Here is a 26,829-nt window from a genome sequence, read left to right as displayed (position 1 = left end):
CCCATTTCCCTCACGTATCAAGTAATTTTGCAGCCTCGTCCCGGCCCGCCTGATCAGGCCTGCTGCTCCAGCGTTTTTAGGTCGATGCGGGGGAACAAAACCTCCCCTCGTTTTACCGCGGTGCCGGCGGGCAGTTTGCCCCAGCGCAGGCTTTCCAAGGTGTGCAGCGCCGGTTGATCGGCTATGCCCAGTTGGTTCCACACGCGGGCGGGCAGGTGGGGCATAAAGGGTGACGCCATAACAGTGGCAAAACGAATAACTTCCGCCACGTTGTATAATACCGTCTGCAGCCGTTCGGTCTCACCGTTTTTAGCCAGTGTCCAGGGGGCGGTTTCTTCCAAATACTTGTTGGCCCGGCCGATCATTTGCCAGATGGCGGCCAGGGCGTTGGCCAGCTCAAATTTATCCATGTATTCTGCCACCAGTCGGGGAGTTGCGGTGGCCAGTTCAATCAGTTCGGCATCCGGCCCTGCCGGAGCAGCAGGCGGCTGCAGAACGCCCTGCAGGTATTTTTCCACCATGGTGGCCGTACGGGACAGCAAGTTGCCGTAGTCGTTGGCCAAATCCATATTAATACGCTTCACCAGAGCCTCCTCGGAATACAGGCCGTCCGAGCCAAAGGGCAGTTCCCGCAGCAGGAAATAGCGCACCGCATCCACCCCGTATTTATCCACCAGCACATGGGGATCCACCACATTGCCTTTGGATTTTGACATCTTGCCGCTGTCCAGCAGCAGCCAGCCATGGCCGATTACCTTTTTAGGCAGGGGCAAACCCAGAGCCATCAGCATAATGGGCCAAATAACGGTATGAAAACGTACGATATCTTTTCCTACCAGGTGAATATCCGCCGGCCAGAATTTGCGGTAAAGGCTGTCATCCTGCGTACCATAGCCCAGGGCCGAAATATAGTTGGTTAAAGCATCTACCCACACATACACTACGTGTTTATGGTCAAAGGGTACCGGTATGCCCCAATCAAAGGTAGTTCTGGATACACACAGGTCTTCCAAACCCTGTTTAACAAAGCTGACCATCTCGTTGCGGCGGGAAACCGGCTGAATAAAGTCCGGGTTTTCTTCTATAAACTTGAGCCAGCGGTCGGCGTATTTAGACATCCGGAAGAAATAGCTTTCCTCCCGCACTTTTTCTACCTCCCGCCCGCAATCAAGGCATTTGCCCTCCGCCAGCTGGTATTCGGTGAAAAAGGTCTCACAGGGTGTGCAGTACCACCCTTCGTATGCCGATTTGTAAATGTCGCCCTGGTCATATAGCTGCCGGAAAAACTGCTGTACTACTTTGCGGTGCCGTTCATCAGTGGTACGGATAAAATCATTGTAACTGACATCCAGGCGCTGCCACAGCCTTTTAAATCCCTCAACAATATGATCCACATATTCCTTGGGGGTTTGGTTTTTGGCCTTGGCCGCCCGTTCAATTTTTTGTCCGTGTTCGTCCGAACCGGTGAGGAACCAGACTTCATGGCCGGTAAGCCGCTTGTAGCGGGCTATGGCATCCGCCGCCACCGTAGTATAAGCATGTCCGATATGCAGGTTGTCGCTGGGGTAATAAATGGGTGTGGTAATATAAAAACCGGCTTTTGTCAAAGTATATCCGTCCTTCCTGAATTAATTTAATTAATAAATGAATGGGCCTGGCAAATTAAGTTTAAAATTCCCCCTGGCCAAAAATAAACCCCGCCCCCTGGCAGGGGCGAGGCCAGATAACCCGCGGTACCACCCTGATTCACTACCGCCTTGCGGCGGCAGTCTCAGCGTGCTTAAACAGCACGGCACAGCAGTTAACGGTGCTTCACCGGCCGGCCCTACTGACATCCTTCGAACCGGCAACTCCGGGGCCATGTTCAACCGGCTTTTCCTGCGGGCTTCCACCTTTCCCCGCTCTCTGTAAGGCGACCCCGGTTTACTCATCCCCATCATCGCTTTAATCACTTCGATTGTAACCAACAAAAACTGCCATGTCAAGTTTTCCCGTTTTAGTGTAATTTATACCATTTTATTACAAAAATTAAAAGTAAAATATTGACTGTAACGGGTATCACTGGTATGATTAGTTGTAGTAAATTTTGGTATATTGTCGAAGCCTAATATGGGGAGGGAAGCGGAATGAAATCCACAGGTATTGTTCGCAAGGTGGACGAGCTGGGTCGGGTAGTGATTCCCATTGAGCTGCGCCGCACACTGGGCATAGACGAGAAAGACGCCCTGGAAATTTATGTGGACAATGAGAAAATTATTTTGCGCAAGTATGAACCGGCTTGTGTTTTCTGCGGTAACGCTTCGGACGTACAACATTACAGAGGCAAAATGGTTTGCCGCGAATGCGCCGCCGCTATGGCAGAAAACATCGCTAAAGAAGTTGGTTAGAGTTAGAAAGGTAGCAAGCGAGAGACCGGCTGTGTCTCTCGCTTTTACTTTGCTCATCCTTTACGGCCTTCATCACCATGGACAGCGGCGTAAACCTCTCTTTTGGCCAGGCCCCGCAGCCGGGCCACCTGCTTAATGGCTTCCTTCTGCGCAATCCCCTGGTCTACCAGGGATGCCACATGCTCGGCCAAAGAAAGCTCCGCCCAGGTCTCCTGCTGCCGGGCGGCAGCCTCTGCCGGGGGCAGCCCCCCCACTATCAGGGTGATTTCACCCCGGGGCGGGTTTTGCCGGTAGTAATCTGCCAGCCGGGCAAGGGTACCACGTTTGAATTCTTCGTGCAGTTTGGTCAGTTCCCGGGCCACTGCACAGGGCCGGTCGCCCCAGATGGCCAGCATGTCCCGCAGGGTGTCGGCCAGCCGGTGGGGAGATTCGTAAAACACCATGGTGCGCTGTTCTCCCTGCAGGGCCTGCAGCTGTTTTCGGCGGGTTTTCGGTTGGTTAGAAAGAAAACCCTCAAACACAAATTTATGGGTAGGCAAACCGGCTGCCGTCAGGGCAGCGATAGCAGCCACCGGCCCGGGTACCGGCACCACTGCAATATCATGCTGCAGAGCCTGGCACACCAATTCGGCGCCGGGGTCTGAAATGCCCGGCGTGCCGGCATCCGCCACCAGAGCAATGTTTTCTCCCTGCAACAGCCGTTGTATCAGGTGATCCGCTTTGCTTTGGCTGCTGTGGGAGTGGTAACTGACCAGGGGGGTATGGATTTCGTAATGACTTAATAATTTTCTGGTATGGCGGGTATCTTCGGCAGCAATGCAATCCGCTTCTTTTAATACCCGCAGGGCCCGCAGGGTAATGTCTTCCAGGTTGCCGATGGGGGTGGCGCAAAGGTATAAAACCCCCGGCAATTTACGCTCCATCTGACGGTTCTCCCCGGTTCATCAGGGCATAGCAAAAGATGCACTCACCGTCTCGCCCTTTGCCAAAGTACAGGTTGCAAATATGAAACCCTTTATCGTACAAGTTCCACAAGTTTCTGGCACCGGGCCGGTTTGCCCCGCTGTCTTCCCCCTCAGCCAAATAAAGACCCGCCACCTCCTGCCGCAGCCGGGCATTTTCGTCTTCCAATGCTTTTACTTCTTGCTTTAGTCGATCCACTTCGTCACAAATCTGACGCAGGGCCTGTTCCAAACGGTTAATCCTGCCGGGCAGGGCAGCCACAGTTGCATTCACCTCGGCCTTTCTTGATTTTTAATTCTTTTAAAGAATACTCCCGGACTGCTTTGCTCTCCTGCAGCTCCACACTTACGGTTTGCCGGAAAATGTTGATGGCGATAATCTTCCCATCTCCCTCGGGCGCCACAACCTGGGTGCCTACCTCCGGGTAACCTGCTTTGGCTTCTTCATAAACATCGTTCTCATATTTGAGGCAGCACATCAACCGGCCGCAAATGCCGGATATCTTGGTGGGGTTAAGGGATAAATTTTGTTCTTTGGCCATCCGGATGGAAACCGGCGCAAAGTCCGCCAGCCAGGAAGCACAACATAACTCACGGCCGCAGCAACCCAACCCCCCTACCATTTTAGCCTCATCCCGCACCCCGATTTGGCGCAATTCAATGCGGGTGCGGAAAACCGCCGCCAAATCTTTCACCAGCTCCCGGAAGTCGATGCGGCCGTCGGCGGTAAAATAAAAGATAATTTTGCTGCCGTCAAAGGTTTGCTCCACGTTGATTAATTTCATGGGCAATTGATGGTGGGCAATTTTTTCCAGGGCCACCAGAAAGGCTTTTTTTTCTTTTTCCCGGTTAGCCTCCACCTGCCTGTTATCTTCCTCGGTGGCCTTGCGCAGCACCTGCTTTAAGGGAGCCACCACCTCGTCATCCGGCACCTGCCGCGGCGCCACCACCACTTCGCCGTACTCAATACCCCGGGTGGTTTCCACCACCACATGGTCACCCTTGTCCAACGCAAGGTCAGCCGGGTCAAAATAATACACCTTGCCCGCTTTTTTAAAGCGAACTCCAACTACTGTTACTGCCATTGAGATTTCCTCCATAGGAGTGTATTTTCAACATTAAAACCTCCAAGGTTAAACGTGTATTGGCATTGGCCTGGATTCTCCGCCGGGCCTGCTGTATCGCTTCCAGTATTGCCGCAATAACCCGGGGATCATACCGGCGGGACTGTTCCTCAATATCCGCCAAACGATCCTGGTTTACCAGCTTGTTTGGCTGGCCGGTGTACCGGTAGACCAGTATATCACGCCACCACCAGGAGAGGATTTCTAAAAAATCTGCCGCCTGGTTTCGGTCTTCCGCCAGCTGCTCGGCCAGGGCCAGGGCCCCCGATTGATTTATTTGCGCCAGCTGCTGCACCAGCTCCAGAACTTTTGTCCGCAAGGGCCACCGGTCACCCTCCCCGGCCAGCCGCAAGGCCCGGCTCATACTTCCCCCGGCTAAAGGTGCCAGTTGAGCGGCCCTTTGGCTGTCCAGGCCGCCCAGGCTCACCAGCCCTGCCGCCACTTCCCGGTTGCTTAAAGGACGAAATTGCAACTGCTGGCAGCGTGATAAAACGGTAGGCAGCAAAGCATAGGGCCGGTCGCTTAATAATATAAACACCGCTTGCCCGGCGGGCTCCTCCAGCGTTTTTAAAAAACAATTGGCCGCCTCCGGGGTCATGGCTTCCGCCTGTTCTACCACAAAGACCTGCCGTTGGGATTGGTAGGGCTTGTACTGCACCCGCCCCTGCAGCTCCCTGATTTGTTCTATTTTCAGCGTGCTGCCGCCGGGCGCCAGCCGGTAAAAATCGGGGTGGTTCCCCCCGGCCATCTGCCGGCAGGACCGACAGCCGCCGCAGGCATCGCCGGCCTGGGGTTGTTGGCACAACAGTGCTCCGGCATAGGCCCGGGCTACCGTTTGTTTGCCAATCCCCGGCGGCCCCATAAAAAGGTAAGCATGGGCTACCCGGTTTCTCTGCAGGGCATTTTTTAAGGTGCGGATCACTTCCTGATGCCCGATGATACCGCTCAACTTATCCGCCAAGCAAACCACCCACCGCTTGACATATGGCCGTGTGCAGCTGCTGCACCGGCTGCCGGGCATCCAGCACCAAATAAGCCGCCGGGTTTTGCCGGGCCAGCGCCAGGTAGCCGCTGCGCACCCTTTGATAAAAGGCCAAAGATTCGCTCTCCAGCCGATCCGCCGGCCGGTCCTGCCGGGATCGCTGCAACCCCTCCCGGGGCGGTATATCCAACAGGACGGTGAGATCAGGCCGCAGGCCGCCGGTGGCTAATTCATTAATACCGGCTAAAAAAGCGGTATCCATACCCCTGCCGTAACCCTGGTAGGCCAAACTGGAATCAAGATACCGGTCGCACAACACCACCTTGCCTGCGGCCAGCCCGGGCCGGATAACCTGAGCCACCAGCTGGGCCCGGGCAGCAGCATACAGCAGCGCTTCGGCACGTTCTTGCATCTCCGCAAAGCGGCGATCTAACAGCAATTCCCGAATTTTTTCCCCCACCGGTGTTCCCCCCGGTTCCCGGGTCATAACGGTGGGAATATTTTGCTCACTTAAATATTTATTTAACAGGTTGAGCTGGGTGGTTTTCCCCGACCCATCCACACCTTCAAAAACTATAAAAATATTGGCCACCTCCCCTGGTATGGCTCGCAGCCTGCCGGACTACCGCAGCACCCGCAGGCTGCGCAGCGTGTGGTCGGCCGGTCCCTGTATGTGCACGCCCTGCTGCCGGACCGCCAGGAGATATTCCAGCACCGGCTGCCGGATCACTTCTCCCGGACAAACCACCGGAATACCCGGCGGATATACCGCCACCGTTTCACCGCTAATCAGATCCAAACATTTCTCCAGGGCCACATATTGACCGGGGTGCTGCCAGGCTTCCCGGGGGGGCAGGGCCACCTCCGGCGCCGGCAACTGCGGCAACGCCGGCCAGCAAACCGGCGCCCCGGCAGCACCTGCCAGTTCAGCCACCGCCTTGATTAATTGACGGCAGTCTTCCTCCCGGGTGCCGATAGAAATTACCGCCACCACATTGGCAGCATCAGCCATTTCTACATTAACCTGATACCTGCGATGCAACAGATCAGCCGTTTGATAACCGGTTAAACCCGCCGGCAACAGAGAAACTGTTAGCCGGGTGGGATCCAGCCAGGCTGCGCCTGCCCCTCCCAGGTGGTGCCGGCTTAATACTTTTACCCCCGCTATGCCGGCCAGCTGCTTCCTGCATCGGCGGGCCAGGACCAGGGCTTGGTCCAACAGCTGCCGGCCCTGCAGGGCCAGCTGCCGGCGGGCTGTGTCCAGGGAAGCCAGCAAAAGATAGGAGGGGCTGGTGCTTTGCAACATGCGCAGGGCCTCGGCCAGCCGGCTGCGGTCGACCCTGGCTCCTTGCACATGAAGCAAAGCGGACTGGGTAAGGGAGCCGGCGGTTTTATGAGTGCTTTGCACCACTGCATCCGCCCCGCAGCTCAGGGCATCCGGCGGCAGCTGCGGGTGAAAGCGCAGGTGGGCGCCGTGCGCTTCATCCACCAGCAAAGGTATGCCGGCAGCGTGGCACAGGCCGGCCAGGGCGGCTATATCCCCTGCCACCCCGTAATAGGTGGGATTAACCGCCAGGACTGCTTTAACCTCCCGATTTTCCTTTAATAATTGTTTAATCTGACAAACATCCGGCCCGGTTAAACAGGCAAAATCATCCAGCACCCCCGGCTGGTAATAGACAGGGTGTGCGCCTGATAATATCAGCCCGGATACCACCGAGCGATGGGCATTGCGGGGCACCATAATTTTGTCCCCCGGGCCGCAGCAGGCCATGATTAACGCCATCAGGCCGCAGCTGGTACCGTTAACCAGCATAAAACTTTGCTCCGCTCCGTAGGCTGCGGCAGCCAACGCCATGGCTTCCGCAAGGGGTCCCTGCGGATTATGCAAGTCATCCAGACCGGGAATTTCGGTCACATCAAGCGTAAATACCGCCTGTCCGGCCAGTTGCAAAAACTCCGGCGGTATGGCTTGCCCGCTGCGGTGACCAGGAATATGCAATTGGGCAGCGGCCCCATGTGCATGTTTTACTAAAGCCTCCCAGAGAGGAGCCTTTTGTTGGTTCATCTTTGCAACCTCTAAAAATATCTTAACAATTTATTTTATCATATACACATTTTAACTGCTAATTTAGTTTCTGATTTCTTTGGCATAACTTAAACCTTATAGCATGAAATCCAGCGGGAAAGCTAACTTAAAATAAACTGTGCAAAAAGTTTGCCCAAAAACTAAAGAAAGGAGCAAAGCCATGCCCAAGATAAAGTCGTCCCCCTTTGACGCCAGGGCTTTATCCAAAAAATATCGCACCAGTGTAGCTAAATTAATAAAAATGTGGAAAAACGGGCAAAGCGACGTAGAGATAGCCACCCTGACCGGCATTGATTTGCTGACCCTGCGCCAAATTAAAACAGATATTGAAATGGCTCACCGCAAGCTGCGGCTGGCCAAAAGAAAAGAGGCCCTGGCCAAAGCTCAAGCCTCCCTGCCGCACCAAATTTTTCTAAGGCCGCTGATATAAACGGCATAATCCGGCTCATTGCCGGTCAGGCTGATAATTTTTTGCTCACAGTCAGCACAAATGGCTTTACCTAAAATAATAATGCCGGCATCAGGGTTCGCCAATACCGACCGGCATATTACACACACAGGTAATTCCTGCATGCTGTGGCCTCCCCTCATTAATTTATGATCAAATTTGTTTACCTTAAAGTATGCCCGAACCATGGCACCGGTGCGGGCTTTTATCCGTTCTGTTAGTTTGTCCCCCATACCCACCGGCCTTGCCGCAGTTTTTGCACCACCAGGCCCGCCAGCAGCACCGGCGGCGGCAGATAACCCACTGCCAGAGCCAGGTAAGTAAATGGTCTGTCAATAAAGGCTTTAACTTCTGCTACGGTAGGAAATACGTACACCGTTGTCAGAAAAATTGCTGCACCGGTGGCTAAAGCCATCTCCCGGCTGTTTTTCCGGAAACCGCAAAAACGCCCCAAACATCTGGCAGCGGTATAATAATAAAAAGTAATGCGAAAGAAACTGCCCCATACCCAGAGCAACACAGCAATGGTTTGAAACCTTGCCAGCGTTTTGGCATACTTTATTTCAACGAAGGTAGGGTAGGGTGTTCTGGCAGCAATTCTTTCTCCCAGTATAGCCACCGGCCCGGTCAGCGGTCCGATAAACATCAGCCCAAAAACAGCTACTGCCGTCAGGGTTGTCTGCCACATATATTTGCCGTCTCTTACAGTATCTGCCAAAACAGCCAATACAACCAGCTCGCCAAATAACCCCAGCAACGGCACCGCCCCCTGTATAACCGGCAGCATCCCTCGTTCCGCAACAGGCAGCAGCAGGATATACTCCTTTTCTTCCAGAGAAATAACTGTTAAGGTTAGACCCAGTACAATCATTAGCGGCAGCAGCAAAAGGCTTACCCTGGCAATGTTCTCCAGGCCGCTTAGTACCGCATACAATGCCAATAACATAAAAATAACAGTCATTGCCAACGAAGGCGTCAGAGGGTTGAAAGCATTCCTCATAAAATCTACCAGGCAACGCAACGTCATAGCCACGGCCAGTAAAAAAAACACCCCATAAAATAATGAAACCGTTTTACCTGCCCATTTGCCAAATAACCGGGCGGCCAGAATGTCCAGGGCTTGCCCGGGCTTCAGATATGCCAGGGCCCCTAATATTAAGGCCAAGGCCAGAGCAGGCAGCAGCGCTACCGTCAGGGCTAACCAGGCATCCCGGCCGGCTGCTTGCAAGACCTGGGCTACCGTTATGAAATGGCCAAAACCCGTGACGGCTGCCACCGTCAATACCAATAATTCCCCACGGGACATTTGAACCTGAGCCAATATACCACTCCTTATTCCTTTTACCTAAATTTTTCCCGTTATAAACTTTTGTAAGCATTAATGTAATTTTTTTACCTGGCTGGTACATTTTTTTCCTTAAAGAAATTAATACTAATTACAAATTTGGCCGCCAGGGCAATCAAACAGCGGCAGCAGACCGCTGATGCAAAACAACAACTTTATGTTGATACGATAATCTCCCGGGAGGCAACTTATGGGTTTCCTAAAATATTTATTAAAATTAGTTTTCCAGCCGCCCCTTAAAAAGAAGCCGGCCCAACGGCCCTCAGAACTCAACCTGAGTCAGGTTTACACCCAGCAGGAACTGGCCAAACTGCCGGTCAGCCGCAGCCTGGCCAGAAACCTGGAGCAGATGGCCAGTATCCTGGGGCACAATATTGACTTTGTTAAGAGAAATTTTACCCTGGGCCGGCAGGACCCGCTGCCGGCAGCCGTTTGCTTTCTAAATGGCATGATAGATTCGCAAATTTTAAGCTCACACATTATGCGTCCTTTGTTGGAGGCCGGCGATAAGTCCGGCCCCCACCTGCTGGAGCTGCTTGATCGGGGAGGACTTATCAGCAAAGCCGAAATACAAAAGGGAGAAAACCTGCAAACCGTCCTGTCCCGGGTATTGGTCGGAGAGGTTGTTTTATTTATTGACGGCTATAGCCGGGCCTTTATTATCAGCTGCAAAGGCTACAACGGCCGGAGCATTCCCGAACCGGTACAAGAAAACACCGTCCGGGGGCCCCGGGAAGCCTTTGTGGAGTTGTTATCCAGCAATATCAGCCTGTTGCGCAAGCGGCTGGTAACCCCCAATTTAGTGGTGGAAAATTACCGGCTGGGCCGCATCAGTATTACTAATGTAGCATTGGTTTACCTAAAGGGACTGGCTTCTGCAGACCTGGTGGCGGAAGTGCGGCAACGGCTAACCCGTATCGAAATTGACGCAGTTCTGGAAAGCGGTTATTTGGAACAGTTTATTAAAGACAATCCCTATTCGCCCTTTCCCCAGGTTATCACCACCGAACGCCCGGATAAAGTGGCGGCGGATTTGCTGGAAGGCCGGGTGGCCATCCTGACCGACAACACCCCCTTTGCGCTGGTGGCGCCGGGGCAGTTTTTGTCCCTGCTGCAGAGTTCCGAGGATTATTACACAGACTATTATTTTGCCACCTTTGTCAGATGGATCCGGCTGGTTTCTTTAGTGCTGGCCTTAACCTTACCGTCACTGTACATTGCGGTAACCAATTTTCACCAGGAGATGATCCCCACCACCCTGTTTATCAGCATTGCTGCCAACCGCCAGGGGGTACCCTTTCCGGCGGTGATCGAGGCTATAACCATGGAACTGCTTTTTGAGACCCTGCGGGAGGCCAGTATCCGCTTGCCCACCACCCTGGCCCAAACCATCAGCATTGTGGGAGCACTGGTTATCGGCCAGGCAGCGGTCCAGGCCAATATTGTTTCGCCGGCCATGATCATTGTGGTGGCCGCCACCGGCATCGCCACCTTTACGCTGCCCCAGTACAGCCTGGGCCAGACAGTTCGCCTGCTGCGTTTTCCCTTGATGCTGGCCGCCGCCTTTTTAGGCCTGTTTGGCCTGATGACGGCCCTGCTGGCCATCCTGCTGCACCTGTGTGCCCTGCGCAGCTTCGGGGTGCCCTATTTAAGCCCCCTGGCACCTTTTAACTGGCAGTCCTTTAAAGATACCATGCTGGTGGCCCCTCACTGGAGCAGGCGGCGCCGGCCGGCAGAAATGGTGCAGGCCAATACCAACCGCCTGGGCCAAAACCTCCGGCCCGGCCCTGATAAAGGTTAGAAAGGAGCAGTCATGGCGGTTCGCTTGGCTCGTCTGGTGTTACTTTTATTTTTATTTGCCAACCTGACCGGCTGCTGGGACCTGCGGGAGGCTGAACAAACCGCCATTGTGGTGGGTTTTGGCATTGACCGGCGGGAGGACGGTGCCATCCAGCTGGTGGTGCAAACGGTTCGGCCGCAAACCGTCGGCGCCGCTGGGGGAGGCGGCGGCAGTGATCAACCGTCCTACCATAACTGGTACGCCACCGGCGCCACCCTTTTTGATGCGGTGCGCAACCTGGCTTTGCAGTGCCCCAACCAGTTTTTCTGGTCCCATAACCAGGTAATTATCATTTCCGAACGACTGGCCCGGCAGGGTGTGCGGGAGGTGCTTGATTTTCTGGAAAGGGACCCGGAATTTAAGCAAAGCACCTGGCTGCTGGTGGCCCGGCAGCAATCCATAGCAGATATCCTGGAAGCGGGGGAGAGCAACCGGCAGCCCCCGGCCAAAGCGTTGGCCGATATTATTAACCTGCGGCAGCGGGTTGCCAAATATGCCGTTGTAAACCTGGGTGATTTTTACCAGTTGTTAGAAAGTCCTGGCCAGGAACCTCACACAGCCGGAGTTACTTTCTTTGAAGGAATTATGAAGCCCAAAGAACAGATTGCTAAAACAGTGGCTCAAGCCAGCAAAATATTTGAGCAGCACGTTATTGACACGGCGGTTTTCCGGGGGGACCGCCTGGTGGGCTGGCTCAACCCCACCGAAAGCCGGGGCCTGCTGTGGATCAAGGGTGAGGTTCAGGAAGGTTTGGTGGTAACCTCCTATCAAAATAAAAAAATTGTGTTTGAAATCTTACACAGTACCGCCAAAATAAAACCCCAGGTGCTTGACGGCCGCCTGGTGATAAAAATTGACATTAAAACCCACTGCAACCTGGCCGAAGCCAGCCCGGGCATTTACAAGCTGGATGAGGCGGTTAAAAAGCAACTGGAGCAATTGGTCGCCGCCCAAATTAAGCAGGAAGTTATGGCCGCCGTAAGCCGCTGTCAGGAGCTTAACAGCGATGCGCCGGGTTTTGCCGGGGCGGTGCACCGGAGCATGCCGGGCACCTGGCAGCAGGGGCTGGCTGAACAATGGCCGGAGATGTTTCCCCAACTGGCGGTGCAGGTGACGGTACAGCCCGTCATTCAAGGCCTGGGACTGACTACCACCTCGCTGAATCCCGGCCAGAAATACCGTTAGGAGGAGCCAACATGGCAAAAGCCCTGCTGTTGCTCACCTTTGCCTATGCCATGATAATTGCGCTGGAACTGCCCCGCCTGCTGGCCCGCCGGCACCGGCGCGAACTGCTGGCTTTCGGGCTGCTGCTTTTGCCGGCCATGCTGTACGGCTACGGCCTTGTGTTTGACCTGCCGCTGCCCAATCCCAGCGACTGGTTAACTGCCGCCCTTAAACCCCTGGCCATGCATATGGAGCAGGTGTTTGGCACCGCCAAGTAATTCGCTAAAGGAAGATGGTCTTGAGCAAGGCGTACATTTCTCCCCAACAACTTTTTTTGTTGCTGCTCGGTTTTGTGGTGGGGACAGCACTGTTTTTGGTTCCTTCCTCAGCCATCGGCCAGGCCGGCCAGGATGCCTGGCTGGCCCCGTTTATCGCCCTGCCGCCCGGCCTGCTGCTGCTGGCCCTGCTGCTGGTCTTAAACAAAATGTACCCCGGTAGGTCCATTGTGCAGTACAGCCAAAGCATCCTGGGCTGGCCGGGCAAAGCAGTGGGCCTGCTGGTAATCTGGTTTGCCCTGCACCTGGGCGCCCTGGTGCTGCGCAACATTGTCTCATTTATTGATGTTATTTTTTTGGTAGGCACCCCGTCGGCTGTTTTATGCACTACCATAACCCTTTTGGCCGCCTATGCGGTGCGGCTGGGCATTGAGGTGATGGCCCGGGCCCTGGGCATAGCGCTGGTGCTTGCGACGGTGTTTTTTGCAATTCTGCAGGGCACCGCCATGTTGTTTGCCCAGTTTGACAATCTGCTGCCGGTGCTGGAGAAGGGCTGGCTGCCGGTACTGCGGGCTGCGGTAGGCATTGCTTCCTTCCCCGGCGGCGAAATTCTGGTGTTTGGCATGGTCATTTATCACCTCAAACCCGGCCGGGGAGCCGCCTGGTACCCCCTGGCCGGCCTGGCGGCCGGTTTGTTCATGTTGTTTTTATCCATTGAACGCTCTGTCACCGTCCTGGGTCCGGCGGTGGCGGCCCGGGCCATCTATACCCCACTGGTTACTATTAACTCTATCCCCGGCGGGCAAATTCTGGTCACCCTGATGGCGGTTATCTGGTACTTTTTTTCCATCTTTAAGTTTATCATTTGTTACTATGCCTTTGTGCAAGGGGTGGCCCATTGGACCGGCGCCCGCGATTACCGCCCCCTGGTGCTGCCTGCCGGGGCCCTGCTGGCGGTTTTCAGCCTGTTTGTTTATAAAAGCGCCATTGACGAATTATTTTTTGCTCAAACCGTCTGGCCGGTTTATGCCATCCCCCTGGAATACGGTATCCCTCTTTTGTTATGGCTTGCCGCCCTGTTAAGAAAGGCCCTGGGCGTCAATAAAAACAGCGCCGCCGCTGACACCGAAAATAATTCCCGGTTATGAAGTAATTTTTATTTACATATGCTTTGAATAGTTAGTAATTTATTAACAAACCCTCAATGAGCAATGCTAAACAGGAGGTGAATTATGGGTAAAATACTGGTCATAGACCCTGGCCATGGCGGCAAGGATGCCGGAGCTGTTGCCAATAATTTGCTGGAAAAAGATTTAAACCTGGCCGTTAGCAAAGGCATTCAGCAAGAACTCAAAACTTATGACGTAAAAGTTTTATTAACCCGAGAAACGGACGTTTTTCTCTCTCTTTTAGCTCGCTCAGAATTCAGCAACTCAGCACGGGCAGATTACTTTATTTCTATTCATACTAATGCCGGCGGCGGCACCGGTTATGAAGATTTCATTTTTACCAATCCCTCCGCCGTATCTGTTGAGGCCCAGGGAGTAATTCACCGGGAAGTAATGTCTTTTTTAAGTCAGGAAGGGTTCCGGGATCGCGGGAAAAAGCGTGCTAATTTTTCCGTCTTGCGCCATACCACCGCCCCTTGCATCTTGCTGGAAAATTTATTTATTGATAATCCCTACGACGCCAAATGGTTGGCCCAACCGGTAAATCTGGTTAAATTAGCTAAAACGATTGCTGCAGCACTGGTCAAAGCGCTGAACTTAACCCCTGCCGTGCTGCCATGGATACCTGCCAATGAAATTGCCGAACTGGTAAAAGACGGCCTGCTTAATACCGTCCGTGACCCTTCGACAGTGGTTAATTGGGGTGAACTGGCAACACTTCTAAACAGAATAAGAAAAAAACAGGTCGCAACCGGCGCTGCCTGGGATCCGGTAGCTGAACAGCAATTGCTGGTGCAGGACAAATTACTGTCCGCTGTGCGTCAGCCGCTGTTAGGCGTCTACTGGGGAGAATTTGCCACCGTGTTAAACCGGCTGCGCAACCGCCGGGTTACCGGCCATGCCAATTGGGATCCGGTTTTGGAAATAAACCTGTTACTGCAAGATCAACTGATTAACACCAATCGCCAGCCGATGGATCCTTTGCTTTGGGGAGAGTTTGCCACTGTGTTAAACCGTTTCCGGGCAATCCATGGGCGAGGAGGCAAGTAAAATGAATTTTTTTACTTACTTTGTTGAAAAGGGTGACACCTTATTCAGTATCTGCCAGCGTCACCGTCAGCTGGTTAAGGATTTTTTGGAATTTAACGAAATATACCCTCCCCGTGAATTGCTGCCGGGAGAAGAAGTTAAAATTCCTTGTCGCCATCCTTATAAGTATTTTCATTTAGTACAGCCCGGAGAAACCACGGAAGCCATTGCAGCAAGATATCACACTTCCCCCCAGTCAATTAAACTATGCAACATGATTGATGATGCTCCCGTCGGGCAGTATCTCTATATCCCGGAAGTACGGGTTAAACTGTGGCAGCCTCAGATAACGGAGGATGCCGGCGCTGAATCTTTTTTATACAAAAAAATTACTTATCTGATAGATGACATTAGAAAAGTTGCCCTGCGTGAACAATTGAAAATTCTCTCCCAATGGCTTCGCCAGCCTGTAAAATTGCGGCAATTTTGGACGGAAGGCAGTACTGCTTATTTAGATATAAGTAACCTGGTGGTTCAGCAAGGGGTGGGTGCCGCCCAAGAGTTAACCATAATTAATGTTTTGTTAGACGCTTTATTGCCCTTTAGCGAACTGGCCCATTGTCAGTTTTTAATTAACGGTATAATAAGTGAATGCGCTAACGGTCATATTTGTTTGGGAGAACCCTTTGTTTTACAATCTAAACAAGCTATTAAAGGAGGGATATAATTGGCTGGCTCAATAGAAAAAGATTTTGCCGCCTACCTTAATCAGTATGTGGTGATTGGCTTTGGTTCATGGCTGATGCACGGGCGGCTGTCTGACGCAAAAGAAGACTACGTTATTGTCTCCATGAGTTTTGTTAATAAACCGGTAAACATTTATATTCGAAAGTCTTCCCTGCATTTTATCAGCGCCTGCGAAAAAGAAGATTACGAATATATTCGGCGCCACCTGCAAGGCTTACCTTTGCAAGAATTGCAAGCCCCGTAACTTTGGTAATAAAAAACTTACTTATCTTACTGCAACACAGCCAGGCTAATCGTCATCTATTGTGATATCCAGTCTAACTTCTTTACTGCCTTGAGGACTAAAACTACCCCCGGCGCCAGGTCTGGCCCCGCTTATGGCAATGCTTCTGATGGCTGCCTCTTGCTCCCGTCCGGCATCAACAGCCGGTGGCATTTGTTTTCTTGCTGCGTGCGGCGGCTTTGAGGGAATGGCAAAATATTTTCTTCGTTTGGCGTAAGTATAATAAGAAAGCCACAAGCAAAACGCTATTAACAAAAAAGCCAATAACAATTTCATCCCTGGATCCTCCTTAAAAGGAAATTTTAAACTTATCAAAGTAATAGTTGTCATCATAAACCCGCGTTGATAAATATAACCGTCGCTGTTCCCGCAATCCCTCATGCAGCAACAGGTCGCTTAATAAGGCAGGAAAATAAGGATTGGTTTTCACCAAATCTATAGTTTTAGCTAAACGGCGCCGGTTAAAATGAGAATAGGCCAGACAAAGCAGATTATGGATGACATGGTTATTGGTTACCCGGTAGGGATGACTGCTACGGAAGAGATGCTGTACTACGACGGACGGTTCTACTACCAACCGATAACCAAACAACCAAAGTTTTAAACATATTTCTTCATCCTCTCTGCCCCAAACTTGAAAGTACCGGTCAAAGCCACCTATTTTGCCAAATACCTCCCGTTCAACTGCTAAAGCACAACCTCCCGCCAGCGGCACCTCGGTGCCGGCTGCCGGTTTTTCTTGCAGCCAGCTGACATTAAGGGCTCGGTTCCATGTCTGCCCATAACCAACTGTCCGACCGGTTTTCATATCAGCAACAGCAGGGCAAACAGCCTGCGCCCGGTGCTCCCGCAAAGATGCAACCAGCCCATCCAGCCAGTTGTCGCATACCGCCACATGAGCATCACAAAATACCAGAATATCTCCTTGGGCTTGCTCAGCGCCGGTATTTCTGGCACCAGCCGCTCCCACACCGCTTGTTAGGATAAGTCGTAAATCCTGATAATCTTTGCCAGATAAGAAATCACAACACTGATCTTCTGAACCGTCATTAACAACAATAATTTCATAAGCCGTATTAACATTATGGCTTCTTATATTGTCAATGGTTTTCTTCAAATTTAAGTCTTCGTTTTTACAAGGAATAATAATTGATACCAGTGGCTTTGCAACAGTATCTCCAGGTACTAAAACGGTGCCGGGAGTCGGTTCGCCGGCCTGGTTTAAAAGTTCCGAATGCGTAAAATTTGACCGGGCTGCTTGCTTAATAACCCTTTGTTTTCTGGCAATTAGCCGGAAAACTAACCAAAGATTTGCCATTACCAGGAGCAGAAGAATCATTGTCGTTAATATGCTGCTGGTTATCATGCGGGATCACCCTTATTTTAGTAAATTTACAGCCGGCCTGAGCCGGCTGTATTTTTAAGAAGTTGTTCCGGTGGGAAGGGGATTCTCTGGTACATAGTGGAATACTTTTACTTTGTATTCCAGAGAGGTGTCTTCAATGCCAAATAGAAACTGTCCAAACTGATCTGTAAAGGCAAAGGCCACAGGAATCAGGTTGCCTGTAACAGGATCGGTGGCAAATAATTTGACAACCGCATTTTCTGCGTACTCCCCGTTTGGCAGTCTTACCACCCCGTGAACACAGGCACGCACTTCTTCTACCAAATTAATGTTCATGTCTGTTTCAGTGCCGGGCTTAATTTCCAGTGTTGTTAAGCTAAGCTTTGTGGCAGCCATTGTAAAATACCCTCCTTTTGTTTCTTTAATTTACAAATATGCAGCCTCCATATGCAATGTCACCCAGAATAAACATATTAATCCATTACCATTATTAATAATCTGTTAAATGGCTGGTTATAAATACCAACATGCCCCCACCAGCTTAAGATCTCATCATCCAGCTTATTTTCAACCTTAAAGGCCACCTGCTTGATGGTGGTAAACTCTGTTAAGGTATTAACTATACTGTATATGCCCAGGTATTCCATGTAGGCTCCTGCGTTAGCTGCCAGCACCTCTTGCGAAAAATTTACTACGGCTAATCCCTGCTCCACCGTAATAGATAAAATTCTGGTTGCCTCTGGTATTACTTTTACAGCACCGGGTGTTAACGGTTGGCCATGTATCAATTCTTCCAGAGCCGCTCTGGCCACTCCTTTAGTGTAGGGAATACTGTGCACCTCTTTTTTTAAGTAGGCATTGGTTTCTGTCATAACCGGGTAGTAAACTACCACGTTCATGCGGGAGTTGACTGTAGCTACATACTTCACCGAATCCCAATGCAACGATAAGTTTAAGGTTTCCGCCAGCGCCCGCAACGGTACCATATAGGTGCCGTTAATTCTTTGCGCCGGCGGATAAAAGGGAACGGCTGCCCCGTTTTTATAACCGTTTGCTTCGTTAACAGGTATAATTAAATATATGGCGTCATAGCGAACTATAAATGTTTCGGTAGAACTGTCCAGCAGGTAATTTGCCCCCAATGCTTCGCACAGGGGTGCCGGTTGTATCATTAAACGCCCGTTAAGAATAACTGGATCAGTTGTAAAGTTTAACAACCGGCCGTCTACGATAACCTGGATTTGTTTATCCATCTGCCATACCACCTTTTTCACCAGTTTATGTAGTGACCATCGCCATTGTTATTGGAAAACCGGTGCAAAAAAGAGGCAGGCGCTGTTCTGTTGGCGCTACCTTAAATAAAAAAGAGTGTTCCCGTTTTGGGAACACTCCTTTATGCAGCAATATATTTATGCTTGTTTAGCCACTGCTTTTTTATCCACCCGGATAGCGGTATCGGGGCAGACCATCTGGCAGATGCCGCAGGCGATGCAATCATCGTTAGCCTCTACCGCGGGGGTGCCGTATACACCCAGTACCTTGGACCAGGCAATACACTTTTTGGGGCATTTTTGAATGCACAGCCCACAGCCTTTGCACAGGCCGGGAAAAAGCGTCCAGTCACATTTGGTGAGTTCCAGGGTACGACCTTTAAATTCCATGCTGTTCCCCCCTATTTCATCAATTCAATGCCGCGGTCAATGGCCTTGAAGTTCAGCTCGCGCAGCTCGGGATTTTGTTCAAACTTGTAACCAAGTTTCTTCTCAATGGCCGCCTTGGCAGCTTCTACCGGGATTACGCCGGTAGCACCGATTACTGCCCCCATAATTAAGATGTTGAACACCCGGGGGTGCAGTTCGTTCTTGGAGATCTCCAGCGCCGGGATGGCCAGCACTTTTTTAGCCTCGCCTTCTTTGGGCAGATCGTCAGCCACCCCTTCGATGCTGGCATCGTAAACATAAACGGTATTTTCATCCACATACTGCTTGCAGCGGCGTACCGCCCGGTCGCTCAGGGCTACCAGGATGTCCGCCTTATCAAACTTGGGCGCACCGATGGGCTGATCAGCAATTTGCAGGTAAGCAATCGACACGCCGCCCCGCTGTTCCACGCCGAAGTTGGGGATATAAAGGGCTTCGCGGCCTTCTGCATTAGCTGCTGCCGCAATAATTTCCGCTACCGATTGAACACCCTGGCCACCTTCGCCGGCCAAGCAGATTTTTACAGCTTTAGCCATTCTGCTGAGCCTCCTTTTTAGCCTCAAAGGGGTTTTTCTTTTCCCCGACTTTGTAATACTGAGGCATCTCTTTTTCTACAAAGGCCCAGGTCTTCTCGGCATTGGTCCGCCAGTTGGTGGGGCAGGCAGCCAGCGCTTCCACAAAGGAGAAGCCTTTGCCTTCCATTTGGGTTTGCAGAGCCTTTTTAATGTAGCCCTTTAATTGCTTTAAGTTGGCAGTGGTGCCGCGGGCTACATATGCACCGTCACCGGTAATGGCAGCAATCATTTCCGGACCTTGCGTGGGCATACCGGTGGCTTCCGGGTCACGGCCGTAAGGAGCGGTTTCTACCTTCTGGCCGGGCATGGTGCAGGGAGACATTTGGCCGCCGGTCATGGCATAAACGGTGTTGTTGGCCAGAATAACGGTCACCTTTTCGTTCCGGGCAGCAGCGTTGACAATACCGCCCACACCGATGGCATAACCGCCGCCGTCACCCATGTAAGCAATGCAGATCAAATCGGGGTTGGCCCGTTTGATGCCGGTCATCACCGGGGTGGTACGGCCGTGGTGGGTTTGCACGCTGTCGCAGTTGAAGAAGTCCCAGGACAGCAGGGAACAGCCGATGTCACAGCCAAAAACAACTCTATCCTGAATACCCAGTTCATCAATGGCCTCGCCCAGGCACTTCAGCACCAAACCGTGGCCGCAACCGGGGCAGAATTTGTGGGGTTTGCTTTCTACACGCCAGCTTTTGGGCATGGCAGGTTGTGGAGTCACAGACATGTGGAAACCTCCCTCCTTATTAAGAAGAAAATTTACAGGGACTCTTTAACTTTAGCAACAATTTGCTCAGTGGTGATACCTACGCCGGGCCGGAACATGGGCACAATTTCTGCGCCGGCGCCATAAATGGCGTCTTTGACCAGTCTGGCCAGCTGGCCTTGAGCAGACTCTGCAATCAACAGCTTCTTGGTTTTATTGGCCACTGCCTTCAGCTGCTCAGCCGGGAAGGGGCGGAGGGTAATGGGCCGGAAATAACCAACCTTCAGCCCGGCAGCTCTTAATTCTTTTACTGCATCACGCACACCGCGGAACACCACGCCGTGGGCAACAATAACCAGGTCGGCATCCTCTGTTGCTTGCTGGTCGTATTCCACCACTTCCGGTGCCATTTTTTCGTAATCGGCAAAATGCTGCTGCAATACTTCAAACAGTTCTTCTTCGGTGTTGTAAGTGTTGCGGTAATGGCCGGGTTCACGGTCTACACCGGGGGTGCCGGGCTTGCCGACATACTTCTCGGCGGGTACCATTTCAATGCCTTTTTCGGCGGGATCATAAAGGGTTACCGACTCACGCATTTTAGCTTGGTAGCCGTCACCCAGAACAAAGGTGGGGAAACGGTATTTCCAGGCAGTATTAAAGGCTTTCACGGTATAATCAAACAGTTCTTGGTGGTTGCTGGGGGAGTAGACAATGCGCAGTCCTTCACCGTTGCCGCCCATGGTGGTCAGGGTAACTTCTTGCTGGGAGTAAATAACGGTGGCTGTGGATGGGCCGCCACGCTGTTGGACTATGGTAACGGTAGGAAGTCTCATCATTTCAGCCATGGACATGGGTTCCTGCATCAGGGTGTTGCCGGGGCCGGCGGTGGCAGTGAAGGCTTTGAGACCGGCCAATACACCGCCCACGGTGGTAAAGCCGGCAGACAGCTCGTCTTCGGTTTGCAGGAACTTGCGGCCATACTTGGGAATTTGGCGGGTCCAATAGTGCATGATTTCGTTCTGAGGGGTAATGGGATAGCCGTACATGATGTCAGCACCTGCTGCCAGGGCTGCCCAGGCAACTACCTCGTTACCAGTCATGAACGCCCGCTTTTCTCCGGTAATGGGTTTTTCGGACATGAGAGATACCACACCTCCTGAATTAATAAAGATCCTTTGGGAAGCTTGTGAAACTTTTAGTATGATGGTCTGGTTGTCCTACCAGAACGTGCGCGGCATATATCTGACCAGCGGCCGTATGGGGTGACCCATACAATCCTGCGGGCCCATCTGCTCCGCCACAGTCCGGTCTGCGGTGGTGGCCACCACCGGGATACCCAGAAGCTTGGACGCTTGGCTGACCAGCCGGGCACCTTCTTGCACAATGTCCGGCGTGGTTTCGTCACCTAAATGGGTGTTGTTAATCAGGCCGTCAACAGGCCCCAGTTCTTTTATGTAGGCTACAATTTCATCCAGCGTGGAAGTCATGGGGCGTTTGGCGTTAATAACTGCAAAGACCTGCAATTCCGGGGTGTTCTCGACGCCTTCCAGCAGGTTTAAGGTTTTGGCTCCTTCCACCCCGTAGCCAATATCGAGAATAACATCACCTTCGCGATATAATGCCCAGCGGCACTCGGGTTTAATAATATTGCCTGCTTCGCCCAGCCCTACGGTGTCCCGGGTTTCCCAGGCCAGCACCGTAACGCCGGTGGCTTCCAGTTCTTTTTTAATAGGCCGCAGGGTATAGCAGGGCTCAACTATGTCCAAATCCACCAAATTTACTTGGCGGCCCGCGCCGGCTAACGCCAGCGCCCGGTTTACAGCCACTTCGCTTTTGCCGCTGGCATATTCGCCAACGTATGCTTCAACAATTCTCTGCGAGATGGCACAACCACCTCCCTAGCCTTTACGGCTTAGTTTACCCATTTCAGAAAATTCCTAAAAGGCCTATAAACAGCAAGAACCGGGATGTCAAGACATTTCCCGAGTTCCTTACCTCAGTATAAGATGAATTTTTTACGAAGTCAACAATTTGTTAACCAATTTAACAGGCCCTGCCAACCGTTGACGGCGGTTTTTTGACCTTTCGTTAAAGGGTTGCCGGAGGCCGCTGAACGGCTGAATTAAAGGATTTGACCGCCGGCGAAAGGACGTTCCGGCCCGCCCAACAGGCAAATATGCACGCCCGGCGGCAGAAAGTTTTAATTAGATGAAAGTTGATTCTTTTTCATCAATAAAAATAAAAATGGCATTTTAATATGTTTATAGCAAAAGATAATTGGCCAGCATCAGCAGTACTACCCCGGGCACCTGCAGGATGCCTGCCGTCAGCAGGGTAAAGGGATTAATGGCAATGTGCAGGCCCAGCCCGCCCAACAAAACATTAACCAGCACCAGCATTATGCCGCCCACCGCCAGGGAAACAACCAGTTTGCCCAGCAGGATCAGCGGCCGCGCAAAGATTGTGCCAAACAGATACAACCCCAACAAACCCAGCAAGCTAAGTAAGATGGTTTTCCCTTCCATCAAATAAGCCCCCTTTTCTTATAAGCATACGGCGGCAATATGCCCCTTAGCTAAATATAGAGGGCTTGGACAAACTTTATGACTGTAAATTTTGCAAACAGAAAGTTTAGCCAAATTCCCCCCGCCCCTCCAGGGCTTTGTTTAAAGTCATGGCATCGGCATATTCCAAATCCGCACCCACCGGGATGCCATGGGCAATGCGGGTAACTTTTACCCCCAGGGGTTTCAGCAGCCGGGCCAAATAAAGGGCGGTGGTTTCTCCTTCCACATCCGAATTGGCAGCCAGGATAACCTCTTCTACCTGACTGTCCGCCAGGCGGCTTAATAATTCTTTAACGGTTAACTGCTCCGGCCCGATACCTTCCATGGGCGAGATGGCACCGTGCAATACATGGTATAACCCACGATAACCCCGGGCCTTTTCCATGGCAATGACATCCCGGGGTTCTTCAACCACGCATAACAGCCGGTGGTTGCGGGACGGATCCCGGCAAATGGCACAGGGATCTTCGTCGGTGAGGTTGCAGCAGCCGGAACAGCGCCGTACCGCCTGTCTCACTTCCACCAGCGCCCGGGCCAGGCCCTGGGCCACCTCCGGCGGGGCGTTTAAAATATGCAAGGCCAGCCGCTGGGCTGTTTTCGGCCCAATCCCCGGCAGCTTGGCAAACTCGTCCGCCAGCCGGGCCACCGGTCCGGAAAAATAAAGCATATGGCATTACCTCCCAGCTTGTGGTGCTAATTACACATATCAAGGGCCGGCTACCGCCGACCCCCTGGTATTGGCACACTTATTTATGCTTAAAAGGGGTGTGTCTTGCTTAAATTAGAACAGGCCGGGGATGCTCAAGCCGCCGGTGAGTTTGCTCATTTCTTTAGCCACCATCTCCTGGGATTGGCGCAGGGCCTCGTTCACGGCTGCCAGCAACAGGTCTTGCAGCATTTCCACATCCTCCGGATCCACCGCTTCCGGTTTAATGGCAATACTGACAATCTCCTGCCGGCCGCTGGCCACCACTTTGACGGCACCGCCGCCGGCCGTGGCTTCCACGGTGCGGTTGGCCAGCTCTTCCTGCATTCTGGCCATTTCCTGCTGCATCTTTTGAACCTGTTTCATCATTTTGTTCATATTTCCACCCATCATAGTAAAAAGTCCTCCTTTTTATGTTCATTCCAAAACCACTATATCTTTGCCAAAAATTCGGACGGCTTCGGTATACAGCGGGTCCTCCTCCGGCCCTGCGCCCGCTTCGGTTTTGGGGGCCTGGTGCACACAATGCACCTCCCACCGGCCGCCCAGGTGCTTGCCTAAAAGCCAGGCCAGGTATTGGCGGTACTCCGGCTTATCAGCCGTTTTCTGATCAAACTCATCTGTAAAATAAAGGGTTAAAGTATGATCCTGCACTTCCATGCGGGGCCGGTTATTGCTCAGTAAAGACCAAAGGGGCATTTTTTTGCTCTCTTTGACAGCGGTCAACACAGCGGGCCACACCTGGCGTACCTGTTCCGGACTGACACCGCCGGCCGCTGCCTCCCGGTTGGCTGCCGGCGGCAGGGCAGGCGGGGTTTTGGCAGGCGGGGTTTTGGCCGGCGCCGCCTGGGGTTTAACCGGGGCGGTTGGCACAGGTTCTGCCGCCTGCCGGGCAGCAGCCGGCGGTGTTGCCGGCGCTCCCTGGGCCAACCGCTGCTCCAGCGCCGCCACCCGCCTGGCCAGACCTTCCCAGGAGCCGGCTATCTCCGGCCGGCAGGCCTTAACCAGGGCCAGTTCCAACACCAGGGTAGGCTGGGAGCTCCACTTCATCTCTTGTTCCGCCTGCATCAGAATCTGCAGCAGGCTGTACAAAGTTTCATTATTCACAGGCAGCCCGCTATGGCCCTCCTCCAGGCCCTTGACCAGCAACTCTCTTAAATAAGCTGTCATTTCCCGGGTAAACAGCCGCAGGTCTTTCCCCCGGTCGGCTATCTCCGCCACCAGCGTCAGCGCCTCGCCGGTTTTTCCTGCGGTCAGGCAACGGGTCATAGCCTCTAAAATATCCTGCTGTACGGTGCCCAGGATGCTGTGAATATCATCGGCAGTCACTGTTTCGTCAGCAAAGGCCGCCGCCTGGTCCAGAATGCTCAGGGCATCCCGCAGGCCCCCTTCCGCCGCCCGGGCAATCAGTTGCAAAGCCTCCTCGGTTGCCTGGATGCCCGCCCCCGCCGCCACCTCCTTTAACCGGGCCACTGTTTCCTCCGGCCTGATGCGGCGAAAATCAAAACGCTGGCAGCGGGAAAGGATGGTCAGGGGGACTTTGTGGGCTTCGGTGGTGGCCAGTACAAAGACCACATGGGCCGGCGGCTCTTCCAAGGTTTTTAGCAAGGCGTTAAAGGCCTGGTCTGTCAGCATATGCACTTCATCTATTATATATACTTTACGGCTGCCGGTAGAAGGCGTAAACTTTACTTTTTCTCTTAAATCCCGTATTTCATCAATGCCCCGGTTGGAGGCGGCGTCAATTTCCACCACGTCCAGGGCATGGCCCTGGTTCACCGCGGTGCAGTTGGCACACCGGTTGCATGGTTCTCCGTGGTCCGGGTTCAGGCAGTTTAGTGCTTTGGCCAACACCTTGGCAGTGGTGGTTTTTCCCGTACCCCGCGGGCCGCAAAACAGGTAAGCATGGGCGGCCCTTCCCTGCCGCAGGGCATTTTGCAGTGTTCGGGTAACATGCTGCTGTCCGACAATATCTTTAAAGTTCTGGGGACGCCAGGCTCGGTATAATGCTTGATAAGCCAAAACAAAACCACCTCGTTGATATTCTTCCATAAGTTTTCGCCTTTTAATACGCTTTTCCTTTTTGGGATGCCATTTCCAATTTAAAAAACAGGAGATTATGGAACACTGAACGAAAATGCAATCTTTATAAACATCCACAAACCACGTCCGTTTTTTTAGAATACGTCAGGGCCTTACTTTTCAATGAAAGGAGCTAACACCTTTGCCAGAACATGCCACGGTTGCCGTAGCACACTGTACCGGTTATGAACTATCCCAGGTCAGCCGCTCGCTGGACAAGCTGTTGCAGCACCTGGGGGGAATGCCTGGTTTTGTCAAACCCGGGCAAGTTGTCGCGGTTAAACCTAATTTGATTGCCAAAAAAAAGCCGGAGGAAGCCGCCACTACCCACCCCGCCCTGGTGGAAGCAGTGGTAAGAATGGTTCAACAGGCCGGCGGCCGGCCTTTTATTATTGACTCGCCGGGCGGCCCGGCCAGCCAGGGGCTGCTGCAGGCCGTCTACCGGGCCACCGGCATGGCGGCCGTAGCCCGGCGCACCGGCTGTGATCTCTGCCTGGATACCACGGAAATGACCCTGGCCCACCCGGCCGGGCGGGCGGTCAAGCAGTTGACCGTCCTCAAAGCCCTGGCCGAAGCGGACTTAATCATCGGCCTGCCTAAATTAAAAACCCACTGCATGACCCTTTACACCGGCGCCGTTAAGTTGATGTACGGTGCTGTTCCCGGTCTTAAAAAAGCCCAGTACCATTTTAACATGCAGCGTTTGGAACAATTCAGCCACCTGTTAATTGACATTAATACCCTGCTGCCCTCCTGCCTCACCATCATGGATGCCGTGGTGGGCATGGAGGGCGACGGCCCCACCGCCGGCTCTCCCCGGCAGGTGGGTCTGTTACTGGCTTCCCCCAGTCCCTATGCGCTTGACTTTGTTGGCGCCGGTTTAATCGGCCTTAAGCCAACCGAGCTGCCCTTTATCCGCCTGTCCATGGAGCGGCGGCTTTGCCCGCCCCCCGGCGGTATCAATTTGGTGGGTGAAGCGCTGCCGGTTCTGGTCCCGCCCTTCCGCCTGCCGGCCCACCGGCAGGTGGATTTTAACGTGCCCGGCCCCTTAAAAGGCCTGCTTCGCAAACTGCAGCCCCGGCCGGTGTTCAGCCCCGAGCTGTGCATCGGCTGCGGTGAATGCCGGCGCTGTTGCCCGGCGGAGGCCATTCAAATGGTGGAAGGCTTGCCCCGGGTGAAGCTGGCTGAGTGCATCCGCTGCTTTTGCTGCCAGGAACTTTGCCCCCGGCGGGCGGTTAGCGTGCAGCAGCACTGGTTAGGCAAAAAACTGCTGCGTTAGCCAGCCCTTCAATAACAAAACCCCG

Annotated in this window: 32 protein-coding genes and 1 other annotated feature; of the genes, 10 read left to right on the top strand and 22 right to left on the bottom strand. The window is 52.8% G+C overall.

Features of this window, described 5'->3' with window-relative positions:
- Positions 1 to 53: 53 nt before the first annotated feature.
- A complete protein-coding gene (metG, locus tag DESHY_RS08760; protein ID WP_008412058.1) occupies positions 54 to 1,607 on the bottom strand; it encodes a methionine--tRNA ligase in 1,554 nt (517 codons plus the stop codon).
- Between the two features lie 99 nt (positions 1,608 to 1,706).
- Positions 1,707 to 1,949, bottom strand: a binding site (T-box leader).
- Between the two features lie 177 nt (positions 1,950 to 2,126).
- Between metG and DESHY_RS08755 the strand changes: the two genes are divergently transcribed.
- A complete protein-coding gene (locus DESHY_RS08755) occupies positions 2,127 to 2,387 on the top strand; it encodes an AbrB/MazE/SpoVT family DNA-binding domain-containing protein (protein WP_008412056.1) in 261 nt (86 codons plus the stop codon).
- A gap of 53 nt (positions 2,388 to 2,440) precedes the next feature.
- Here the strand turns inward: DESHY_RS08755 and rsmI are convergent, their stop codons facing one another.
- Genes rsmI through DESHY_RS08725 form a run of 6 tightly spaced genes read right to left on the bottom strand, consistent with a single transcriptional unit; the run spans position 2,441 to position 7,523 of the window.
- Positions 2,441 to 3,310 carry a 16S rRNA (cytidine(1402)-2'-O)-methyltransferase gene (gene rsmI, locus DESHY_RS08750; RefSeq protein ID WP_008412055.1) on the bottom strand — a complete coding sequence of 290 codons (870 nt, stop codon included), beginning with the start codon at positions 3,308 to 3,310 and terminating at the stop codon, positions 2,441 to 2,443.
- Complete coding sequence (locus DESHY_RS08745; RefSeq protein ID WP_008412053.1) at positions 3,300 to 3,611, bottom strand: initiation-control protein YabA; 312 nt, start codon at positions 3,609 to 3,611, stop codon at positions 3,300 to 3,302. The genes rsmI and DESHY_RS08745 overlap by 11 nt, the downstream gene beginning before the upstream one ends.
- A complete protein-coding gene (locus tag DESHY_RS08740) occupies positions 3,586 to 4,434 on the bottom strand; it encodes a PSP1 domain-containing protein (protein WP_048818015.1) in 849 nt (282 codons plus the stop codon). Before DESHY_RS08740 ends, DESHY_RS08745 begins: the two co-directional genes overlap by 26 nt.
- A complete protein-coding gene (gene holB / locus DESHY_RS08735) occupies positions 4,403 to 5,443 on the bottom strand; it encodes a DNA polymerase III subunit delta' (RefSeq protein ID WP_420795115.1) in 1,041 nt (346 codons plus the stop codon). The genes DESHY_RS08740 and holB overlap by 32 nt, the downstream gene beginning before the upstream one ends.
- Positions 5,424 to 6,047: a dTMP kinase gene (gene tmk, locus DESHY_RS08730; protein ID WP_008412048.1), complete on the bottom strand. Its 624-nt coding sequence runs from the start codon at positions 6,045 to 6,047 to the stop codon at positions 5,424 to 5,426. The genes holB and tmk overlap by 20 nt, the downstream gene beginning before the upstream one ends.
- 30 nt (positions 6,048 to 6,077) lie before the next feature.
- Positions 6,078 to 7,523, bottom strand: coding sequence for an aminotransferase class I/II-fold pyridoxal phosphate-dependent enzyme (locus tag DESHY_RS08725; protein ID WP_008412047.1), 1,446 nt, complete (start codon positions 7,521 to 7,523; stop codon positions 6,078 to 6,080).
- A 181-nt stretch (positions 7,524 to 7,704) separates the two neighbouring features.
- Here DESHY_RS08725 and DESHY_RS08720 point away from each other — a divergent pair, with 181 nt between their 5' ends.
- Positions 7,705 to 7,974 carry a hypothetical protein gene (locus DESHY_RS08720; protein ID WP_008412046.1) on the top strand — a complete coding sequence of 90 codons (270 nt, stop codon included), beginning with the start codon at positions 7,705 to 7,707 and terminating at the stop codon, positions 7,972 to 7,974.
- Here the strand turns inward: DESHY_RS08720 and DESHY_RS08715 are convergent.
- Both DESHY_RS08715 and DESHY_RS08710 read right to left on the bottom strand, forming a co-directional pair.
- The gene (locus DESHY_RS08715; RefSeq protein WP_008412045.1) at positions 7,929 to 8,117 is read right to left on the bottom strand and encodes a sigma factor G inhibitor Gin; all 189 of its coding nucleotides are present in this window, start codon (positions 8,115 to 8,117) and stop codon (positions 7,929 to 7,931) included. The two genes, DESHY_RS08720 and DESHY_RS08715, sit on opposite strands and share 46 nt — an antisense overlap.
- A gap of 92 nt (positions 8,118 to 8,209) precedes the next feature.
- A complete protein-coding gene (locus tag DESHY_RS08710) occupies positions 8,210 to 9,313 on the bottom strand; it encodes a GerAB/ArcD/ProY family transporter (RefSeq protein ID WP_008412044.1) in 1,104 nt (367 codons plus the stop codon).
- Positions 9,314 to 9,527: 214 nt separating this feature from the next.
- Between DESHY_RS08710 and DESHY_RS08705 the strand changes: the two genes are divergently transcribed.
- The 7 genes from DESHY_RS08705 (at position 9,528) to DESHY_RS08675 (ending at position 15,805) form a co-directional block, all read left to right on the top strand.
- Entirely contained in the window at positions 9,528 to 11,138 is a 1,611-nt protein-coding gene (locus DESHY_RS08705) for a spore germination protein (RefSeq protein ID WP_008412043.1), read from the top strand.
- A 12-nt stretch (positions 11,139 to 11,150) separates the two neighbouring features.
- Complete coding sequence (locus DESHY_RS08700) at positions 11,151 to 12,362, top strand: Ger(x)C family spore germination protein (protein ID WP_008412042.1); 1,212 nt, start codon at positions 11,151 to 11,153, stop codon at positions 12,360 to 12,362.
- An 11-nt stretch (positions 12,363 to 12,373) separates the two neighbouring features.
- The gene (locus DESHY_RS08695) at positions 12,374 to 12,619 is read left to right on the top strand and encodes a hypothetical protein (RefSeq protein WP_008412041.1); all 246 of its coding nucleotides are present in this window, start codon (positions 12,374 to 12,376) and stop codon (positions 12,617 to 12,619) included.
- 20 nt (positions 12,620 to 12,639) lie between these two features.
- Positions 12,640 to 13,764 (top strand): GerAB/ArcD/ProY family transporter, encoded by a 1,125-nt coding sequence (locus DESHY_RS08690; RefSeq protein ID WP_008412040.1) that lies wholly within the window; start codon positions 12,640 to 12,642, stop codon positions 13,762 to 13,764.
- A gap of 84 nt (positions 13,765 to 13,848) precedes the next feature.
- Positions 13,849 to 14,835, top strand: a complete 987-nt coding sequence (locus DESHY_RS08685) for an N-acetylmuramoyl-L-alanine amidase (RefSeq protein WP_008412038.1) — start codon at positions 13,849 to 13,851, stop codon at positions 14,833 to 14,835.
- A 1-nt stretch (position 14,836) separates the two neighbouring features.
- On the top strand, positions 14,837 to 15,541 hold the full coding sequence (locus tag DESHY_RS08680) for a LysM peptidoglycan-binding domain-containing protein (RefSeq protein ID WP_143147796.1): 705 nt from the start codon (positions 14,837 to 14,839) through the stop codon (positions 15,539 to 15,541).
- Positions 15,542 to 15,805 (top strand): hypothetical protein, encoded by a 264-nt coding sequence (locus tag DESHY_RS08675; RefSeq protein ID WP_008412034.1) that lies wholly within the window; start codon positions 15,542 to 15,544, stop codon positions 15,803 to 15,805. It begins immediately after the preceding gene.
- Between the two features lie 45 nt (positions 15,806 to 15,850).
- Here the strand turns inward: DESHY_RS08675 and DESHY_RS08670 are convergent, their stop codons facing one another.
- From DESHY_RS08670 to dnaX, 13 genes are all read right to left on the bottom strand, one after another.
- Positions 15,851 to 16,120 carry a hypothetical protein gene (locus DESHY_RS08670; protein ID WP_048818014.1) on the bottom strand — a complete coding sequence of 90 codons (270 nt, stop codon included), beginning with the start codon at positions 16,118 to 16,120 and terminating at the stop codon, positions 15,851 to 15,853.
- A gap of 13 nt (positions 16,121 to 16,133) precedes the next feature.
- A complete protein-coding gene (locus DESHY_RS08665; protein ID WP_008412032.1) occupies positions 16,134 to 17,210 on the bottom strand; it encodes a glycosyltransferase in 1,077 nt (358 codons plus the stop codon).
- Positions 17,211 to 17,264: 54 nt separating this feature from the next.
- Positions 17,265 to 17,585: a hypothetical protein gene (locus DESHY_RS08660; protein WP_008412031.1), complete on the bottom strand. Its 321-nt coding sequence runs from the start codon at positions 17,583 to 17,585 to the stop codon at positions 17,265 to 17,267.
- 77 nt (positions 17,586 to 17,662) lie between these two features.
- Positions 17,663 to 18,442, bottom strand: coding sequence for a GerMN domain-containing protein (locus DESHY_RS13340; RefSeq protein WP_008412029.1), 780 nt, complete (start codon positions 18,440 to 18,442; stop codon positions 17,663 to 17,665).
- A 156-nt stretch (positions 18,443 to 18,598) separates the two neighbouring features.
- Positions 18,599 to 18,850, bottom strand: a complete 252-nt coding sequence (locus DESHY_RS08650; protein WP_008412026.1) for a 4Fe-4S dicluster domain-containing protein — start codon at positions 18,848 to 18,850, stop codon at positions 18,599 to 18,601.
- Between the two features lie 11 nt (positions 18,851 to 18,861).
- Positions 18,862 to 19,425 (bottom strand): 2-oxoacid:acceptor oxidoreductase family protein, encoded by a 564-nt coding sequence (locus DESHY_RS08645; protein WP_008412024.1) that lies wholly within the window; start codon positions 19,423 to 19,425, stop codon positions 18,862 to 18,864.
- Positions 19,418 to 20,191 carry a thiamine pyrophosphate-dependent enzyme gene (locus tag DESHY_RS08640; RefSeq protein WP_008412022.1) on the bottom strand — a complete coding sequence of 258 codons (774 nt, stop codon included), beginning with the start codon at positions 20,189 to 20,191 and terminating at the stop codon, positions 19,418 to 19,420. The genes DESHY_RS08645 and DESHY_RS08640 overlap by 8 nt, the downstream gene beginning before the upstream one ends.
- A gap of 32 nt (positions 20,192 to 20,223) precedes the next feature.
- Positions 20,224 to 21,309 (bottom strand): transketolase C-terminal domain-containing protein, encoded by a 1,086-nt coding sequence (locus DESHY_RS08635; protein ID WP_008412021.1) that lies wholly within the window; start codon positions 21,307 to 21,309, stop codon positions 20,224 to 20,226.
- Between the two features lie 78 nt (positions 21,310 to 21,387).
- Positions 21,388 to 22,053, bottom strand: coding sequence for an ATP synthase (locus DESHY_RS08630; protein ID WP_048818013.1), 666 nt, complete (start codon positions 22,051 to 22,053; stop codon positions 21,388 to 21,390).
- A 378-nt stretch (positions 22,054 to 22,431) separates the two neighbouring features.
- A complete protein-coding gene (locus DESHY_RS08625; protein WP_008412018.1) occupies positions 22,432 to 22,695 on the bottom strand; it encodes a pro-sigmaK processing inhibitor BofA family protein in 264 nt (87 codons plus the stop codon).
- Positions 22,696 to 22,801: 106 nt separating this feature from the next.
- Positions 22,802 to 23,404, bottom strand: a complete 603-nt coding sequence (gene recR, locus DESHY_RS08620) for a recombination mediator RecR (protein ID WP_008412016.1) — start codon at positions 23,402 to 23,404, stop codon at positions 22,802 to 22,804.
- A gap of 114 nt (positions 23,405 to 23,518) precedes the next feature.
- Positions 23,519 to 23,836, bottom strand: coding sequence for a YbaB/EbfC family nucleoid-associated protein (locus tag DESHY_RS08615; RefSeq protein ID WP_008412014.1), 318 nt, complete (start codon positions 23,834 to 23,836; stop codon positions 23,519 to 23,521).
- Between the two features lie 24 nt (positions 23,837 to 23,860).
- Positions 23,861 to 25,495 (bottom strand): DNA polymerase III subunit gamma/tau, encoded by a 1,635-nt coding sequence (dnaX, locus tag DESHY_RS08610; RefSeq protein ID WP_235695547.1) that lies wholly within the window; start codon positions 25,493 to 25,495, stop codon positions 23,861 to 23,863.
- Between the two features lie 172 nt (positions 25,496 to 25,667).
- Between dnaX and DESHY_RS08605 the strand changes: the two genes are divergently transcribed.
- Entirely contained in the window at positions 25,668 to 26,804 is a 1,137-nt protein-coding gene (locus tag DESHY_RS08605; RefSeq protein WP_008412011.1) for a DUF362 domain-containing protein, read from the top strand.
- Positions 26,805 to 26,829: the final 25 nt, after the last annotated feature.

Source organism: Desulforamulus hydrothermalis Lam5 = DSM 18033, assembly GCF_000315365.1.
In the GTDB taxonomy this organism is placed as follows: Bacteria; Bacillota; Desulfotomaculia; order Desulfotomaculales; family Desulfotomaculaceae; genus Desulfotomaculum; species Desulfotomaculum hydrothermale.
The sequence above is the reverse complement of the archived record's forward strand: the minus strand, read 5'-3'. Positions and strand labels throughout refer to the sequence as shown.